14 protein-coding genes are annotated in these 16,194 nt (G+C 59.2%); 8 read left to right on the top strand and 6 right to left on the bottom strand.

The genetic code is table 11. From position 1 onward, the window contains the following. Positions 1-84: 84 nt before the first annotated feature. Positions 85-2,706, top strand: a complete 2,622-nt coding sequence (locus ALTERO38_RS03965; RefSeq protein WP_159967351.1) for a LuxR C-terminal-related transcriptional regulator — start codon at positions 85-87, stop codon at positions 2,704-2,706. 141 nt (positions 2,707-2,847) lie between these two features. Here the strand turns inward: ALTERO38_RS03965 and ALTERO38_RS03970 are convergent, their stop codons facing one another. From ALTERO38_RS03970 to ALTERO38_RS03985, 4 genes are all read right to left on the bottom strand, one after another. Further along, positions 2,848-3,117 carry a DUF3509 domain-containing protein gene (locus ALTERO38_RS03970; protein ID WP_102838001.1) on the bottom strand — a complete coding sequence of 90 codons (270 nt, stop codon included), beginning with the start codon at positions 3,115-3,117 and terminating at the stop codon, positions 2,848-2,850. A gap of 130 nt (positions 3,118-3,247) precedes the next feature. Beyond that, positions 3,248-3,511 carry a YebG family protein gene (locus ALTERO38_RS03975; RefSeq protein WP_159967352.1) on the bottom strand — a complete coding sequence of 88 codons (264 nt, stop codon included), beginning with the start codon at positions 3,509-3,511 and terminating at the stop codon, positions 3,248-3,250. Between the two features lie 107 nt (positions 3,512-3,618). Beyond that, on the bottom strand, positions 3,619-4,083 hold the full coding sequence (locus ALTERO38_RS03980) for a multidrug transporter (protein WP_159967353.1): 465 nt from the start codon (positions 4,081-4,083) through the stop codon (positions 3,619-3,621). Between the two features lie 130 nt (positions 4,084-4,213). Next, entirely contained in the window at positions 4,214-4,675 is a 462-nt protein-coding gene (locus ALTERO38_RS03985; RefSeq protein ID WP_159967354.1) for a DUF721 domain-containing protein, read from the bottom strand. A 238-nt stretch (positions 4,676-4,913) separates the two neighbouring features. On the opposite strand from ALTERO38_RS03985, the gene secA reads away from it, so the two are divergent. The 7 genes from secA (at position 4,914) to ALTERO38_RS04020 (ending at position 14,574) form a co-directional block, all read left to right on the top strand. After that, on the top strand, positions 4,914-7,652 hold the full coding sequence (secA, locus tag ALTERO38_RS03990) for a preprotein translocase subunit SecA (RefSeq protein ID WP_159967355.1): 2,739 nt from the start codon (positions 4,914-4,916) through the stop codon (positions 7,650-7,652). Between the two features lie 112 nt (positions 7,653-7,764). Beyond that, positions 7,765-8,982 carry a bifunctional glutamate N-acetyltransferase/amino-acid acetyltransferase ArgJ gene (argJ, locus tag ALTERO38_RS03995; RefSeq protein WP_159967356.1) on the top strand — a complete coding sequence of 406 codons (1,218 nt, stop codon included), beginning with the start codon at positions 7,765-7,767 and terminating at the stop codon, positions 8,980-8,982. Positions 8,983-9,060: 78 nt separating this feature from the next. Further along, the gene (locus ALTERO38_RS04000) at positions 9,061-9,999 is read left to right on the top strand and encodes a Nudix family hydrolase (protein WP_159967357.1); all 939 of its coding nucleotides are present in this window, start codon (positions 9,061-9,063) and stop codon (positions 9,997-9,999) included. A 192-nt stretch (positions 10,000-10,191) separates the two neighbouring features. Beyond that, the gene (ahpC, locus tag ALTERO38_RS04005; RefSeq protein ID WP_102837994.1) at positions 10,192-10,755 is read left to right on the top strand and encodes an alkyl hydroperoxide reductase subunit C; all 564 of its coding nucleotides are present in this window, start codon (positions 10,192-10,194) and stop codon (positions 10,753-10,755) included. A gap of 139 nt (positions 10,756-10,894) precedes the next feature. Then, complete coding sequence (ahpF, locus tag ALTERO38_RS04010; protein WP_159967358.1) at positions 10,895-12,460, top strand: alkyl hydroperoxide reductase subunit F; 1,566 nt, start codon at positions 10,895-10,897, stop codon at positions 12,458-12,460. Between the two features lie 229 nt (positions 12,461-12,689). Further along, complete coding sequence (locus ALTERO38_RS04015) at positions 12,690-13,817, top strand: DUF3182 family protein (RefSeq protein WP_159967359.1); 1,128 nt, start codon at positions 12,690-12,692, stop codon at positions 13,815-13,817. Next, positions 13,801-14,574, top strand: coding sequence for a S9 family peptidase (locus ALTERO38_RS04020; protein WP_102837991.1), 774 nt, complete (start codon positions 13,801-13,803; stop codon positions 14,572-14,574). Before ALTERO38_RS04015 ends, ALTERO38_RS04020 begins: the two co-directional genes overlap by 17 nt. On the opposite strand, the gene ALTERO38_RS04025 is transcribed toward ALTERO38_RS04020, so the two are convergent. Continuing rightward, positions 14,571-15,596 carry an ion transporter gene (locus ALTERO38_RS04025; protein ID WP_159967360.1) on the bottom strand — a complete coding sequence of 342 codons (1,026 nt, stop codon included), beginning with the start codon at positions 15,594-15,596 and terminating at the stop codon, positions 14,571-14,573. The genes ALTERO38_RS04020 and ALTERO38_RS04025 overlap by 4 nt on opposite strands. Further along, positions 15,589-16,179, bottom strand: coding sequence for a cob(I)yrinic acid a,c-diamide adenosyltransferase (locus ALTERO38_RS04030; protein WP_159967361.1), 591 nt, complete (start codon positions 16,177-16,179; stop codon positions 15,589-15,591). Before ALTERO38_RS04030 ends, ALTERO38_RS04025 begins: the two co-directional genes overlap by 8 nt. Positions 16,180-16,194 lie beyond the last annotated feature (15 nt).

Raw genomic sequence — 16,194 nt, forward strand, 5'->3', positions numbered from 1 at the left:
GACGTCGACTGCCCAGGAGTGGGTGCTGACAGCAGCGCTCAACGCGTTCCTCAATGGATTGATACGAATAAGAGAAACCTCGCTATGTCAGTACGCTTCAACCCTGGTGCCCTCAGCACAGAAGCCGCCGCGCAGGTTCAAATTGCGACTATCCCTCGGCTCCCGCCGTTGCATGTACCAAGACCTCGACTCGTCGATGCTTTATTAGAAGCCCACTGCCGACTGCGTTTGATCTGCGCACCCGCCGGGTTTGGCAAGAGCGTGCTGATGAACGAATGCGCGCGACTGATACCTGCCGATACGCATCTCGTCTGGCTTGGTCTAGGCGGTAGAGGGTTCTCTGCGGAAGCTCTGTATTCCCAACTTCGTCGGGTATTGAGCAGCACAATTGAGGAGAGCGGTGACGTTCAGCAAGACCTCATTAATCTGCTGAATGATTTTCCGCGACCGCTTTGGATAATGTTGGATGACTATCCGCGGGAGGTAACAGCGCCCTTCGACGCCTGCCTCGACTTGCTTATCGAGAGGGGCCCCGAATCCGTCAGCTGGTGGGTAAGCAGCCGTCGGCAGCCCGCTTGGAAGCTGCCTAGGCTATTGTTGCAGGGTGACTTGTTCGAACTGGAGGCCGAAGCGCTGGCGCTGACTGCCAGTGAGCTCCGGTTATTGCTCAAAGCGCACCGCCTAGAGCTCGCCGATGACACATTCAAACAATTGATGTCGGGCAGCGAGGGGTGGTTGGCCGGTGTCAGCTTGCTGTTATTGAATGCTGACGAGCAGGCGGTTCGTGAGCGGTTGATCGCCGGCACTTCACTGCTACGAGATTACGTGCAGCGCGAAGTACTTGAGGGACAGACCGAGGATGTTTGCCGTGCGCTTTTCGCGTTGGCGCGCATGCCGCGCTTTTCATCGCAGCTGTGTGAGCATGTCCTCGACGGCATAGGAAGCGATCTTCTCGATGTGCTCAAAACATCCCAGCTGTTTATTCGCCAGACCGACAATTGTGGTGAATGGTATCGCCTGTGGCGGCCGCTGGCGTTGATGTTGCGACGCATGCCCGGGGTAGCATCGCCCACCCAGACGCACCTGCGTGCCTGCCAATGGTTTGCCAACCGCGGTGAAATGCGCGAGGCGGTGGAGCATGCGCTGTGGGCGGGGCAGCCAGAAGTCGCAGCCAACTTCCTGCAGCGCTACGGGCAGGAGCAATTGCTCATTGGCGACAACGTTTCGCACTTCATGAAGTGGCGCAGTGAGCTGCCGCAAGACTTGTTCAACAGTACGACCCGGTTGATCGTGCTGCATGGCTGGGCTTTGATTATCTCTGCTCGCTTGGATGAAGTGGATGATTGCCTCGCCGATCTGGCGAAGTTCTTTCCTCAGCCCGATGCAAGGCGCCAGGCGCAGCTACTTGCTCAATGGCAAGCTTTGCGGGGTTTTCTAGCCCGTTTACGAGGTGAGCCGGAGGCTAGGGATTACTGCCTTCAGGCCCTGGAAGTCCTTTCTGATCACGCTTGGGCCCAACGGGTGCTTTGTTATCAGGCGTTATCTCAACAGGCGATAGCCGAAAGCCAGCTCGAATTGGCCCAGCATTACAACAGCGAAGGCATGAAGCTTGCCCGGCTCAAGGGCAGCGTACTGTATGAAGCGATGCTGAGCGTCGATCGAATTCAGCTGCTTGAAATTACCGGCGAGTTCGAGCGAGCCGTTGGGGTTCTCGAAGAGTCTTTGATGGTGCTACGCGACGGTGTCGGCCACAGCCCGATTATTGGTCGGCTAAAGCTGCTACGGGGCCATCTGCTCGCCTATCAGGGGCTCGATGAGCCGGCCCGCGAAGCGTATCAGCAAGGTCGAGCCGAGACTGAGACCTGCGGCGATTCGTACGTATTCTTCGGCTATGCAGGTCTGGCAGAGCTTGCAGCTCGCAGCCAGGAATTCCCTTCGGCTTACCATTGGTTACGAGAGGCCGAGCGGTTGGCCCAGTGGCGGCATGTGCCGGAAGCGCGTTTCAGGGGCATTCTGCCATTGATTACCGGCGTGACCTGGCTGCATCAAGGGCAGCTGAAGAAGGCCAGGGCCATATTCGTACAGGTGCTGGAACTCTACGATGGCCACACCTATATCGCACCGTCCGGGTTTTACGAGTTACTTCCGCGAGTTCATCGCTATCTTGCGGTTATCGACATACTGTCCGGCCGTGGCTCGCTGGCTATCGACACGCTGCGCGAACTGATCGACCAAAACCTCCGTTCTCAACGGTTGGGCCTGGCCTGTGAGTGTCGTTTTACGCTGGCCGAAGCGCTCCAAGTGGATGGCCTGCATGACGAAGCAGAACTGGAGTTACGCAAAGCCCTCGCTGAGGCTGCGAGGCAGCATCTGGTCAAGCCGCTGTACGAATTGCAGCATCGTCAGCCGCAATGGCTTGCTAGCATGTTGCCTGCTGGCAAGGGGGAAAGCTTGCGTGATCGATTGTTGCAATTCGAGCGAGAACCAGAAGAGAGCGCTGCTTCAGGCGATGAAATCATCCTGAGCAACCGCGAACTCACGGTCCTGCGTCTCATCGCCCAGGGATGCTCGAATCAAGAAATCGCCGAGCAGTTATTTATTTCGCTGCACACGGTCAAGACCCACGCGCGGCGAATCAACACCAAACTCGGGGTGGCCAGACGTACGCAAGCGGTGGCACGCGCTAAGGCTTTGGCCTGGCTTTAGTCTGATCAGCAGTGGCAGACCTAGATAAGCGCGTGTGGTAACGAGGGGCGCTGCCTGCCGCTGCGCCGGCAGAGAAATTGGCATTTCTCAGCTGTGTCAGAAGATCGGCAGCGCAAAGCCTACCGGCTACAACGTTGACCTTTACTGTGCTGCTGAATGCGAATGCTTGGTCAGGCGATAAGAGGTGTTCTGCCCGCCTCGTTCGATGGCGAGGCTGAACTGGAGACTGGTGATCAGGCGCTCCAGCTGCTGCTGGTCCCGCCATTGGCTGGAACTGATGAAGCGCTTTACCGCCACGCCCATCGTGTCGGTCAGCGTCAGCAGAATACTTCCGTCGGGTTTCTGAATACTGAAATTGACGTTGTAGTCTGGCTGAAACACATCACTGATTTTCTTGAATGGACTGTCCATGCCGGTTCCTGATTGGATGACTGCCCCCAATGGACCTGATGCTGTTTAACTAGTTTCGCCCGCTGAGCGTGTTGCTCTTTGGCAAAAGGAAGCACTAGCGGCCTGGGCTAAGCATAGCGCTCCGGCACTGTCAGGCCGGTTCGGCGGAAGCCGGTAGCTCCTGCAGTACTTCCGGATTGTTTTTAAAAGCCTTGGAAAAGAGGTCACGGTGTCGGGCCATGAAGATGCCAATGTCTTCAGCCTGCTGTTCGCTAAGTGACGGTGTGGCTTTCTGAAGTGCCGCAGCCAAGGCTTCGGCAAGCTCGAGCATTTTGTCGTGACGATCGGCTTCGGCTTTATCCATGAACAAGCGCTCCAGGTCCCGGCTGCTGCGGTATACAACTTCGACGGCCATCTAACACCCCGGCTCAATTGATAAAAATACTGTTTATCCATACAGCATATGCTGGCTGGCGCTGATTGAAAAGCCTCCGTGTGACGTCTGCGTGACAGTTGTTCACTTCAGTCAGCGAAATGTCCGCGAAGCCGCTCGGCGCGAAAGTCGAGATTGCGGCTGCGGTAGCCCGCGCGCAAGGGTGGTAGCGGGGCGCAGGAGTGCCAGCGTTGACCGGGTTGCAGGTCGCCCGGGCCGCAGTATTGTGGCGCATCGTAGTTGGAGGTTACCAAGTTGAGGCTTGAGCCGGGCGAGTAGGCGGCTACTTCCCAGCTCAGGCTGCGCATAGGCTTCGGGCTATGGTTTTCCAGAATGATGCGCAGCGGCTGTCCGGCTGGGCAGCTAGTCGGTGAATACGACATCCGCAGCTCGAGCTGGCCAAGCAGATGTTCCTCACGTTGTTCTTGCCAGATCACCCAAGCGGCAACGACACCAAGGCCGAGCAGCGCTCCCAAAGAAATCGGCACCGCTCGAAGTGGATACCGAATCAGTAAGATCAGCCAGGCTGCGACTAGAAACGCGCCGATCAGCATGATGAGCGGGCGCGCGAATGGTTAGCCATTGAAACCTCTTTTTCAGCGTGATCCGGCAAACATCCTAACGCCGGCTCGCGAAGGGTGCGACTTTCAGATGTCGGCCTGTGGTCGTGTTGGTGGACGCACGTCAGGCATCCTTGTCGGAGCGGGCGTGGCTGGCGAGTCGCTCAAGCGCGGCCCTGAGCTTGGGATCTGTTATGCCACGAGCGGTTTCCTGGATATTGTCTGCCGCTCGCACCGACAGTTCTGGCGCCGGTCCGGGCTTATGCCGCGGTGTTTCCGGGGGCTGAACCTTGAACTGAATACGGCTCAAGCCGCTGAACTCGTCCATGCATTGCAGCTGACGTTGTAAGCGTCTTTGCTGATAGCGCAGTCGCGTTGCCCAGTGGCCGTCGGTAACGATCAATAGCAGGGTACCTTCGCGCCATGAGGCGACACGGCAAAACTCCCGTGCCGCGGGCTGCAGTTGGCTGTCGACCAGTTTTTGTAGACGATCCAGCCGCCTCGCCTCGCCAAACAGCGCTTTTAGTGGTTTGGCCTCGCGCAGTAGCGCCGCGGGCGCTCGGGCCGGCAAAGGGCGAAACGACATGGCTGACGCTCGTAACTGAAGAGCCGACATGTTAGCAGAAGCTGCATTAGCCATCTGATCGAGGCATCACCGGCTAAACCTGCGACCGAATCGTCTGATTCCTGGCGCCATTGGCTGGCTCGCCTGCGCAGTAGGCACCTTTCCTCTCGAACGTTTCCGAGTAGAATGCCCCCTTTGCACGAAGCCGTGGTGGCCCTGCGGCCGTGCCTCCATCCCCAGCATGGAAGTCTTTGTCGATATGTTTGCGCCTTTAATGAAGAAGCTCTTTGGTAGCAAGAATGAGCGTGAGGTCAAGCGCATGCTCAAGGCGGTTCAATCCGTCAATGCGCTCGAAGAGCAGATGCTGTCTCTCTCCGACGAGCAGTTGCGGAGCAAGACCGAAGAGTTCAAGGCCCGCCTCGGCCAAGGCGAGACCCTTGATCAAATTCTTCCCGAAGCCTTTGCCGTCTGCCGCGAAGCCGGCAAACGCGTTATGGGGATGCGGCACTTCGACGTGCAGCTGATCGGCGGCATGACCCTTCACGAAGGCAAAATTGCCGAAATGCGTACCGGTGAAGGCAAGACGTTGGTTGCGACCTTGGCCGTATACCTCAACGCACTCGCTGGCAAAGGTGTTCATGTTGTTACGGTGAACGATTACCTGGCGCGTCGCGATGCCAACTGGATGCGTCCGCTGTATGAGTTTTTGGGTTTGACAGTGGGTATCGTCACACCTTTCCAGCCGCCGGAAGAGAAGCGCGCAGCGTACGCGGCCGATATCACATACGGTACGAACAACGAGTTCGGCTTCGACTACCTGCGCGACAACATGGCATTTAGCCTGGAAGAAAAGAACCAGCGCGAACTCAATTTCGCGGTTATCGACGAGGTCGACTCGATCCTCATCGACGAAGCCCGCACGCCACTGATCATCTCCGGCCAGGCGGAAGACAGCTCCAAGCTCTATCAGCAGATCAACCAGTTGATTCCTCTGCTCAAACAGCACATTGAAGAGGAAGAGGGCGTCGTTACTCAGGAAGGTCACTTCTCGATCGACGAGAAGACACGTCAGGTCGAACTGAACGAGTCTGGCCACCAGTTTGTCGAGGAAATGCTGACCAAGGCAGGGCTGCTTGCCGAAGGCGAGAGCCTGTATTCGGCACACAACCTCGGCTTGCTGACCCACGTGTATTCCAGCCTGCGCGCGCACAAGCTGTTCCACCGCAACGTTGAGTACATCGTCCAGAACAATCAGGTGTTGTTGATTGACGAACACACCGGTCGGACCATGCCAGGGCGTCGCCTCTCTGAGGGGCTGCATCAGGCCATCGAGGCAAAGGAAGGGCTGCCGATCCAGCCGGAAAGCCAGACCCTTGCGTCGACTACCTTTCAGAACTACTTCCGTCTGTACAAAAAGCTGTCGGGCATGACCGGTACTGCTGACACCGAAGCATTCGAATTCATGCAGATCTACAACCTGCCGGTGATGGTGATTCCGACCAACAAGCCGCTGGCACGCAAGGACTACAACGACCTGGTCTACCTGACCCAAGAAGAGAAATTCGCTGCCATCATTGCGGACATCAAGGATTGCCAGAACAACGGCCGTCCTGTGCTGGTGGGCACCGCAACCATTGAAACATCGGAATACGTTTCGCGGTTGCTGGTCAGCGAAGGCATCGAGCACAAGGTGCTCAACGCCAAGCATCACGACAAGGAGGCCGAGATCATTGCCCAGGCAGGACGCCCAGGCGCGGTCACGATCGCGACCAACATGGCCGGCCGAGGTACCGACATCCTGCTCGGCGGCAACTGGGAAGTTGAAGTTGCGGCGCTCGACACCCCCTCGGACGATCAGGTCGCACAAATCAAATCCGACTGGCAGAAGCGTCATCAGGCCGTGCTCGAGGCGGGTGGTTTGCATGTGATCGCGTCTGAACGTCACGAGTCGCGTCGTATCGACAACCAGCTGCGTGGTCGCGCCGGGCGTCAGGGGGATGCCGGGTCGAGCCGTTTCTACCTGTCGCTGGAAGACAGTCTAATGCGCATCTTCGCCTCTGATCGGGTGAAGAACTTCATGAAGGCGCTGGGCATGGAGTCCGGTGAGGCGATTGAACATCGCATGGTGACCAACGCCATCGAAAAGGCCCAGCGCAAGGTCGAAGGCCGCAACTTCGATATGCGTAAGCAACTGCTCGAATATGACGATGTCGCCAACGAGCAGCGCAAGGTGATCTATCACATGCGCAACAGTTTGCTGGCCGCTGAAGAAATCGGCGAAACCATAGCCGAGTTCCGCCGCGAGGCGCTCGATTACGCCATTAACCAGCACATCCCGCCGCAGTCGCTGCCCGAACAATGGGACATCAGTGGTCTGGAAGCGGTGCTCTACAGCGATTTCGGCGTGCGGCTGCCGGTCCAGCAGTGGCTTGATGAAGACGAGAAGCTGTATGAGGAGACGCTGCGCGAGCGCATCCTTGAAGCACTGATGGCGGCCTACAACGAGAAGGAAGAATTGGCTGGCGCCGAGGCGCTGCGCACCTTCGAGAAGCAGATTGTGCTTCGTGTGCTGGACGACCTGTGGAAGGACCACCTGTCGACGATGGACCATCTGCGTCACGGTATCCATCTGCGTGGCTACGCCCAGAAAAACCCGAAGCAAGAATACAAGCGCGAGTCCTTTACGCTGTTCCAGGAGCTGCTTGAGTCCATCAAGCGCGACAGCATTCGGGTTCTGTCCCATGTGCAGGTGCGTCGCGAAGACCCCGCCGAGGAGGAGCAGCGTTTGCGCCGCGAGGCTGAGGAGCTGGCGCAGCGTATGCAATTTCAGCATGCCGAGGTTTCGGCGCTGGAAGCCGACCAGGAGGAACCCGAGGCTGAAGGCGATGTAGCAGCCGCTGTGGCCCCGGCGCGTACCGAGCAGAAGATCGGGCGCAACGAACCCTGCCCCTGCGGGTCAGGTAAGAAGTACAAGCATTGCCATGGACAGGTCCAGTAAGCGGATCCGTCTGTGTTGACCCGCGCCGCGACCGGCTCTAGCCGCTCGCGGCGTTTTTCTCCCTGATTTTCGGTGGCCGAAGGCCATCCATTCCTTCTTAAGGAGCGCATCGATGGCTGTCGGTCTTGGTCCCCTACCTACACTGCACCCGGTTGCCGGATTCGAGCTTGGTATTGCTTCGGCGGGTATCAAGCGACCTGGACGCAAGGACGTCGTGGTGATGCGTTGCGCCGAAGGCTCAACGGTTGCGGGTGTGTTTACCCTCAATGCCTTTTGCGCCGCGCCGGTAATTCTTGCGAAGCAGCGAACTCAGGGAACCGTACGTTACCTGCTAACCAATACCGGAAACGCGAACGCCGGCACCGGCGAGCCCGGCATGCAGGCTGCAATCCGCAGTTGTGCCAGTTTGGCCGCCCTAGCCGGTGTCGAAGCCGAAGCAATCCTGCCGTTTTCAACTGGCGTCATCGGTGAGCTGCTGCCCGTTGAGAAGATTGAGGCGGCGCTTCCTGCCGCGTTGGCCGACCTGGATGAAAACCACTGGGCCGAAGCCGCCACCGGCATCATGACCACCGATACGCTGCCCAAGGGTGCGAGCCGTCAATTCGAGCATGAAGGCGTGACGGTCACAGTCACCGGCATCTCCAAAGGCGCCGGCATGATCCGTCCCAACATGGCGACCATGCTGGGTTACATCGCTACCGATGCAAAGGTCGCTCAGTCGGTTTTGCAGGATCTTCTGCGGGACGCAGCCAACAAGTCGTTCAACCGTATCACCATCGACGGAGACACCTCGACCAACGACTGCTGCATGCTGATCGCTACCGGCAAGGCTGGTGTCGTGGAGATCACTGAGGCTAGCGGAGAGCTGTTCACCAAGCTCAAGCAGGCGGTTTTTGAAGTCAGCATGGAGGTGGCGCAATCCATTGTTCGTGACGGCGAAGGCGCGACCAAATTCGTTACCGTTCAGGTCAACGGTGGTGGTAACCATCAGGAGTGTTTGGACGTCGGCTATGCCGTCGCGCATTCGCCGCTGATCAAGACGGCACTGTTCGCCTCCGACCCTAACTGGGGACGTATTCTGGCCGCGGTTGGTCGTGCAGGTGTTCCCGATCTGGATGTGAGCAAGATCGATGTCTATCTGGGGGGCGTGTGCATCGCCAGCCAAGGCGGTCGTTCGCCGAGTTACACGGAAGAGCAGGGCGCCGCGGTAATGGCTGAGGAAGAGATCGAAATTCGTATCGAACTCGGTCGCGGTGATTGCAGCGAGACGATCTGGACCACAGACCTTTCTCACGAATACGTACGGATCAATGCCGAATACCGCACCTGATCCGCTGGCAGTGACCAGCGTGCGCAAACCGCTGCGACAGGTCCCAGGGGCGCTCAGATCGCCGCTTGGTATTCGTAGATGAAACGGCTCCACGTCGCCGCGGGCGTGATCCGTGGCGCTAACGGTCATGTGCTGATCGCCAAGCGCCCCATGGACAAGCACCAGGGCGGCCTCTGGGAATTTCCTGGTGGCAAGGTGGAAGAGGGCGAGAGTGCGGAGTCCGCACTTGCTCGGGAGCTGGCCGAAGAGCTGGGGATTGCCGTAACTGCCGCGAGGCCCCTGATACAGGTACGCCACGATTATCCGGACAAGCAGGTGTTGCTCGACGTCTGGGAAGTGCTTGAGTTTGTCGGCGAGGCGCACGGCGCAGAAGGGCAGCCTCTGGCTTGGGTCGCGGCAGAGGATTTGCCGCGCTATGACTTTCCGGCGGCGAACCGGCCAATCATCGCTGCGGCTCGTTTGCCGAAGTCGTATCTGATTACCCCGGACCGCTTGGCGCCCCAGCAATTGCTAAGCGGATTGGCGCTTGCGCTTGATGCGGGGACTCGGCTGCTGCAGTTACGCTGCCCCTCTCTACCTGATGCCGAGTATCTGGCGCTGGCGTCTCAAGTACTGGAAATGAGCGCCGGGCGCGCGCAGGTGATGCTTAAAGGGTCGCTGAAATGGGCGCATGATTTCCCGGACGCCGGCTGGCATCTGACGGCCTCGCAGTTGGTTAGGCACGCCGGCGCCGGAAGGCCGATCGAGCCGGGGCGATGGCTTGCTGCGTCATGCCACGACAGGGCGGAGCTGGAGCTGGCAAAGCAGATGGGGGTTGATTTCATCGTGCTCTCGCCGATACTTGCTACGGCCTCGCACCCAGAGGCGAACCCCATGGGGTGGCAGTGCGCCGCTGATCTGCTGCTAGGCTTTGCACAGCCGGCATACCTGCTGGGCGGCCTTGGTCCAAGCGATATGGCGAGGGCTTCGCAGATCGGCGCGCAGGGCGTAGCAGGCATTCGCGCTTTCTGGCCATAGCGGCAACAGAGCGAAGTCGGTTCAGCAAGTTCGAATTGTCGCCGCCAGCAAGTGTCATAGCTGCCGACGCCGAGGAGGAGGGCTCCGATAGCTTTGGTCTATTGGGTTAATTTCCTCAATCAATTAACCATATCTCGCTGCCTGCGCTATCTTAGGCGGCGTTAAATTCTGAATCCCAAAAGGAGTTAGTAGATGTCTCTGATCAACACCCAAGTCCAGCCGTTCAAAGTTAACGCATTCCACAATGGCAAGTTCATCGAAGTCACCGAAGAGTCCCTCAAGGGCAAGTGGTCGGTGCTGATCTTCATGCCGGCAGCCTTTACCTTCAACTGCCCGACCGAGATCGAAGACGCTGCCAACAGCTATGCCGAATTCCAGAAGGCCGGTACCGAGGTGTACATCGTTACTACCGATACCCACTTCTCTCACAAGGTCTGGCACGAGACTTCCCCTGCTGTCGGTAAAGCTCAGTTCCCGCTGATCGGTGACCCGACTCACCAGCTGACCAACGCTTTCGGCGTTCACATTGCTGAAGAAGGTCTAGCCCTGCGCGGTACGTTCCTGATCAACCCGGAAGGCGTGATCAAGACCGTTGAGATTCACTCCAACGAAATCGCTCGCGACGTTTCCGAGACCCTGCGCAAGCTGAAGGCTGCTCAGTACACCGCTGCGCATCCAGGCGAAGTTTGCCCAGCCAAGTGGAAAGAAGGCGAAGCCACTCTGGCTCCGTCTCTGGATCTGGTCGGCAAGATCTAAACAGCCGAGAGGCGCTGCGCTTAGCGCAGCGTCCGAGGTGCTGTTCTTCGGACGATTCATCGGTCCGAGCTCCAACGCCTGGGCGTGAACCGTCCGGGCGTTTTATTACCTGAATTTCGTAAAAAGGGGATCGCTGCTCATGTTGGACTCCAATCTCAAAACGCAACTGAAAACCTATCTGGAAAAGGTCACCCAGCCGTTCGAGATCGTCGCGTCCCTCGGTGACGGCGCCAAGTCCCAGGAAATGCTCAGCCTGTTGGAAGACATCACCAGCTTGAGCGACAAGATCACCCTGCGTACCGACGGTGACGACGTTCGCCGGCCATCATTTGCGCTCAACCGAATTGGTGGCGACATCAGCTTGCGCTTCGCCGGCATTCCCATGGGCCACGAATTCACCTCGCTGGTCCTCGCCCTGTTGCAAGTGGGTGGGCATCCGTCAAAGACTGCTCCGGAAATCATCGAGCAGATCAAGAACCTCGACGGCGAGTACAACTTCGAGACCTATTTCTCGCTGTCCTGCCAGAACTGCCCGGACGTAGTCCAGGCGCTGAACCTGATGGCTGTGCTCAACCCGAATATCCGTCACGTCGCCATCGACGGTGCGTTGTTCCAGGAAGAAGTCACCGTTCGCCAGGTCATGTCGGTGCCGAGCATCTACCTCAACGGCGAGCTTTTCGGTCAGGGCCGCATGGGTGAAGAGGAAATTCTCGCCAAGCTCGACACCGGCGCTTCGGCGCGTGATGCCGAGAAACTCAGCGCTAAGGACGCCTTCGACGTGCTCGTGGTCGGCGGTGGCCCGGCCGGCGCTGCAGCGGCCATCTACGCGGCGCGTAAGGGCATCCGTACCGGTGTTGCCGCCGAGCGCTTCGGCGGTCAGGTGCTGGACACCATGGCCATCGAGAACTTCATCTCGGTCAACGAGACCGAAGGTCCGAAACTGGCCCGTGCGCTGGAAAACCACGTACGCGAATACGACGTCGACATCATGAACCTGCAGCGTGCGGCGCAGTTGATTCCCGCTTCAAGCGAAGGCGGTCTGCACGAGATCAAGCTCGAAAATGGTGGCTCGCTGAAAGCCAAGACGCTGATCCTGGCGACCGGTGCGCGTTGGCGCGAAATGAACGTCCCGGGCGAGCAGGAATACCGTGGCCGTGGCGTAGCCTACTGTCCGCACTGCGACGGCCCGCTGTTCAAGGGCAAGCGCGTCGCGGTGATTGGCGGCGGTAACTCGGGCGTGGAAGCGGCGATCGACTTGGCGGGTATCGTCGCTCAGGTCACCTTGCTCGAGTTCGACAGCCAGCTGCGTGCCGATGCGGTGCTGCAGAAGAAGCTGCACAGCCTGCCCAATGTCACCGTGATCACCAGTGCGCTGACCAGTGAAGTCATCGGCGACGGCAAGAAGGTAATCGGCCTGACCTACAAAGACCGCAACTCCAGTGAGTTCCATGAGCTGGAACTGGAAGGCATCTTCGTGCAGATCGGCCTGCTGCCCAACTCCGATTGGCTGAAGGGTACGGTAGAACTAACCTCCCGCGGCGAGATCATCGTCGATGCGCGTGGCGAGACATCGCTGCCGGGCATCTTCGCGGCAGGTGATGTCACCACGGTGCCTTACAAGCAGATCGTTATCGCCGTTGGTGAGGGCGCCAAGGCCTCGCTGAGTGCCTTCGATCATTTGATTCGCAGTTCAGTCGAAGACTGAGCGTCCGGGTAGAAAAGAAAGGGGAGCAGGCTTAGGTCTGCTCCCCTTTTTTGTTTGTGGCTGCGGACGGTCGAGATGAGTCCGCGACCGACTCGAAGGATAGATAGCCGATATCCAAGGTCTACTTCATTACACCGGATCCGCTTTGGCTCGGGTGATAACGAGCGAAACGGGCGGCTTTTGACCGCTCGCCGTGCATGTACCAGCAGTCCATGGAGCGAGCCCTCAGATGATCAATGCGGATGCGCCGCACATGCCCCGCGGGGCAGTAGTGACTCTGGCCAACAGAGCCAGAGATCCCAAACATGAAAAGGCCGTGCACGAGCATCTGGCCAAGCGTCTTGCCGCAGTTAAGGGCCTGACCTTTCTAGGTGAGTACGACCAGGCCATCGAGTATTCGCACCCACTGTATTTCGTGCCTTCGGGCACCATCATCGGTACCGATGCAGCCCGTGAACTGGGCCTTGATGATGAGGAAGACCTGTTCGGTGGCGTGGTGCCTCAGGGGTTCATAGAAACCAAGGCCATCACACATCCGCTTGTGCGGCCCGATGCGGATGCGCCGAGGGGCTGGTCCCGTGACTTCGCGGCTCGTGTCAGCGGCAGCGTGCTGCCTGGCTATAGCGTCTTTTCACTCGACGATGCTCGCGAAGCAGGGCGACGGCTGCTGCACGAAGGTTCGCTGAGGCTCAAGCCGGTGCGGGCCACTGGCGGGCGAGGTCAGGAACGAATCAATACCGAGCAGCAGCTGGATGATGCTCTGGAACACGTTGATGCCAAAGAGATGGCCCAGTATGGGCTGGTGCTCGAGGCCAATCTGGAGCATGTAACGACGTTCAGCGTTGGGCAGATCCGGGTGGCGGGAAGAACACTCAGCTACTACGGCACCCAGCGGCTGACGCCTGATAATTCTGGCGAGACGGTCTACGGCGGATCGGATCTGGTTGTCTCGGACGGTGATTTTGAGGCGTTGCTGAAGCTCGATTTGCCGGAGAAGGCTCGACTGGCCGTGATGCAAGCGCAGGTCTATGACGATGCCGCGTCGGCGTGCTTCCGTGGTTTCTTCGCGTCCCGTCGTAACTACGATATTGCGCAGGGCGTTGATGGCCGTGGTCGTGCTTGCTCCGGTGTGCTGGAGCAGTCCTGGCGAATCGGGGGCGCAAGTGGTGCTGAAATCGCTGCGCTTGAAACATTCATCAAGGGCGAGCGCGGAGCAGTACGGGCGTCCACCGTAGAGGTCTATGGTGAGTCGCAGGCCGTTCCGCCTGGGGCGACCGTCCTGTTCCGCGACGAAGACGCCGACGTAGGTTTCATTACCAAATACGTAGTGGTGGAGGATTATGGCAACTCAGAGTGAATGCGTAGACATCCTGGTTGATGATGAACATATTGCCGGTACGTTCCTTTCACCGCCCACCAAGCTGCCTGGGGTGCTGTTCGTGCACGGCTGGGGGGGCAGCCAGGAGCGTGACCTGACGCGTGCCCGCGGCATCGCGGGCCTGGGCTGCATCTGCTTGTCCTTCGACCTGCGGGGGCATGCCTTGACGCTGGCCCAACAGCAGACCGTCACTCGGGAGCAGAATCTGAATGACCTGTTGGCCGCCTACGATCTGCTGGCGCAGCATCCTCATATCGATCCGTCCGCCATCGCTGTGGTGGGAACCAGCTATGGCGGCTACCTGGCGGCGTTGCTGACAACCATGCGGCCGGTGAAGTGGCTGGCTATGCGGGTTCCGGCGCTGTACGGCGACGATGACTGGATGGTGCCCAAGCGTCAGTTGAATCGCGATCTGCTCAATCAGCTGCGCGGCAGACGTGTGGTGCCTGAAGAAAACCGCGCACTGGCGGCTTGTGCCGCATTCCGCGGCGACGTACTCATCGTCGAGTCCGAGCACGATCATCTGGTCCCGCACAGCACTATCATGAGCTATCGCGCCGCCTTCCATCAGACGCACTCGCTGACGCACCGGATCATTCTCGGCGCTGATCATGCGCTGACAAGCGACTGCTGCCAGAAAGCCTACACCGACATCCTGGTCAATTGGGCGACCGAGATGGTGGTCGGGGCCCGACTCGATCAGCAGGAAGGTCTGGCCGCCGCCAACCGGAACTAGCCTGGCGGCGAGGGTGGCTGAATGGGGCCGACGAACCGGCTCCAGCGCCGGTCCAACACCTGCTGCTTGAGCACTTCTATGACGTCTACCAGCAGCTCTTCGAGCGCCAGGTCGGTGTTTTCGTCCTGGTAAACCCAGGCCTCGAAAAACTCGTCGGCCAGGCTTCGCGCAAGTCGCTGGAATTGCGGACTCTGAAGTCCTTCCGCAGCGCCTTGAAGGAGCTGCGCGGCAATGTCGGCGAGCGCTTCATCCAGGGTATCGGCGACCCGCCCCCCCATGGGCAGACGACGCAACCGGATCACCTCAGGATTGTTCAGCAGCGCCTGGTGGATCAGTCCGCCCACATAACCTTCGATGGCGCCGCGATTATCCCGGTAACCGCTCTCCAGCATGCTGTGCATGCGGCGTGAAAGGTCGTTGAGCAGGCGCTCTTTGCGCGGCCTGACCACCTCCTGCAGCAGGCGCCGGGACAGGTCGTCACTGGCTCCGATTTCCTGTTGCATGCGGCTGAACAGGCGAACCATGACACGATCGGACAGTTCCTCTAGCAACAGCAGGTAGTAGCGATTGAGCAGGCCAAACACCGCCCAGCGACGCATGTCGATCAGACCCAGCCGTTGCAGGCGAATCAGCAGACTGCCGACGCGCAGCACCCGCAACCAGCGGAAGCCGCTCAAAGGAATGCAGCCGAGCACGTCATACCAGTGAGCGAAGGGGTAGTAGTACCAGCGGGCGTAGCGGCGCTCGAACAGCGCAACGGTCCAGCCTAGCAGCACGTCGAAGATGAGGATCGCGACGAAGGCGAGGTCGATGTGCTGGAAGTTCTGGTGAATCAGCGTGTCGTAGCGTTGATGCAGGACAGGCGCCCATTCGGCCAGTGCGTCGTTGATCGGCTGCAAGATGAACAGGCTATCGAACAGTATCAAGCCAAGGTTGATGCACACCAGCAAGACGATCAGGACTTCCCACGCCGCATGCATCCCGTCGATGACGCGCTCGCGCCGCCGCGTTGACTCAGGCATCTGCATTGGTGGGTGCGTCGGCAGCATGCCAGAGGATTTCCGGGCAACCCTGACGCCGAGCGATCAGCCGGGCCACCACGAAAAAGAGATCGGAAAGTCGGTTGAGATAAGCCAGGCCGACTGCGCGCAGCGGCTCGATCGCATTGAGCTGTTGGCAGCGGCGCTCGCTGGTCCGCGCCATGCTCCGGCACAGATGGGCCAGGGCGATCAGGCGTGAGCCACCTGGCATGATGAAATCTTCCAGCGGGCCTAGCTCTTGATTCCAGTGGTCGATTGCAGCTTCCAGACGCTCTACCTCGACCTCCGTCAAGGCCTGATACTCGGGCATCGCCAGCTCGCCACCCAGGTCGAACAGGCGATGCTGGCATGGGCTCAATACTTCAATCAGCTCGGCCAGTTGTGGCCAGCGGGCCTGGCCTTCGGCAAGCTCTGCCAATAACAGGCCCAGTTGGCTATTGAGGGTGTCGATTTCGCCCATCGCCTCGATTCGCGGGTGATCCTTAGGCACTCGGCGGCCGTCGGCCAGGCCGGTTTCTCCGGCATCACCGGTGCGGGTATAGATCTTCGAGAGTCGGTTGCCCATCTGGATTCCTTTGGT

This window comes from Pseudomonas sp. 9Ag, from assembly GCF_902506445.1.
GTDB lineage: Bacteria > Pseudomonadota > Gammaproteobacteria > Pseudomonadales > Pseudomonadaceae > Stutzerimonas > Stutzerimonas stutzeri_AB.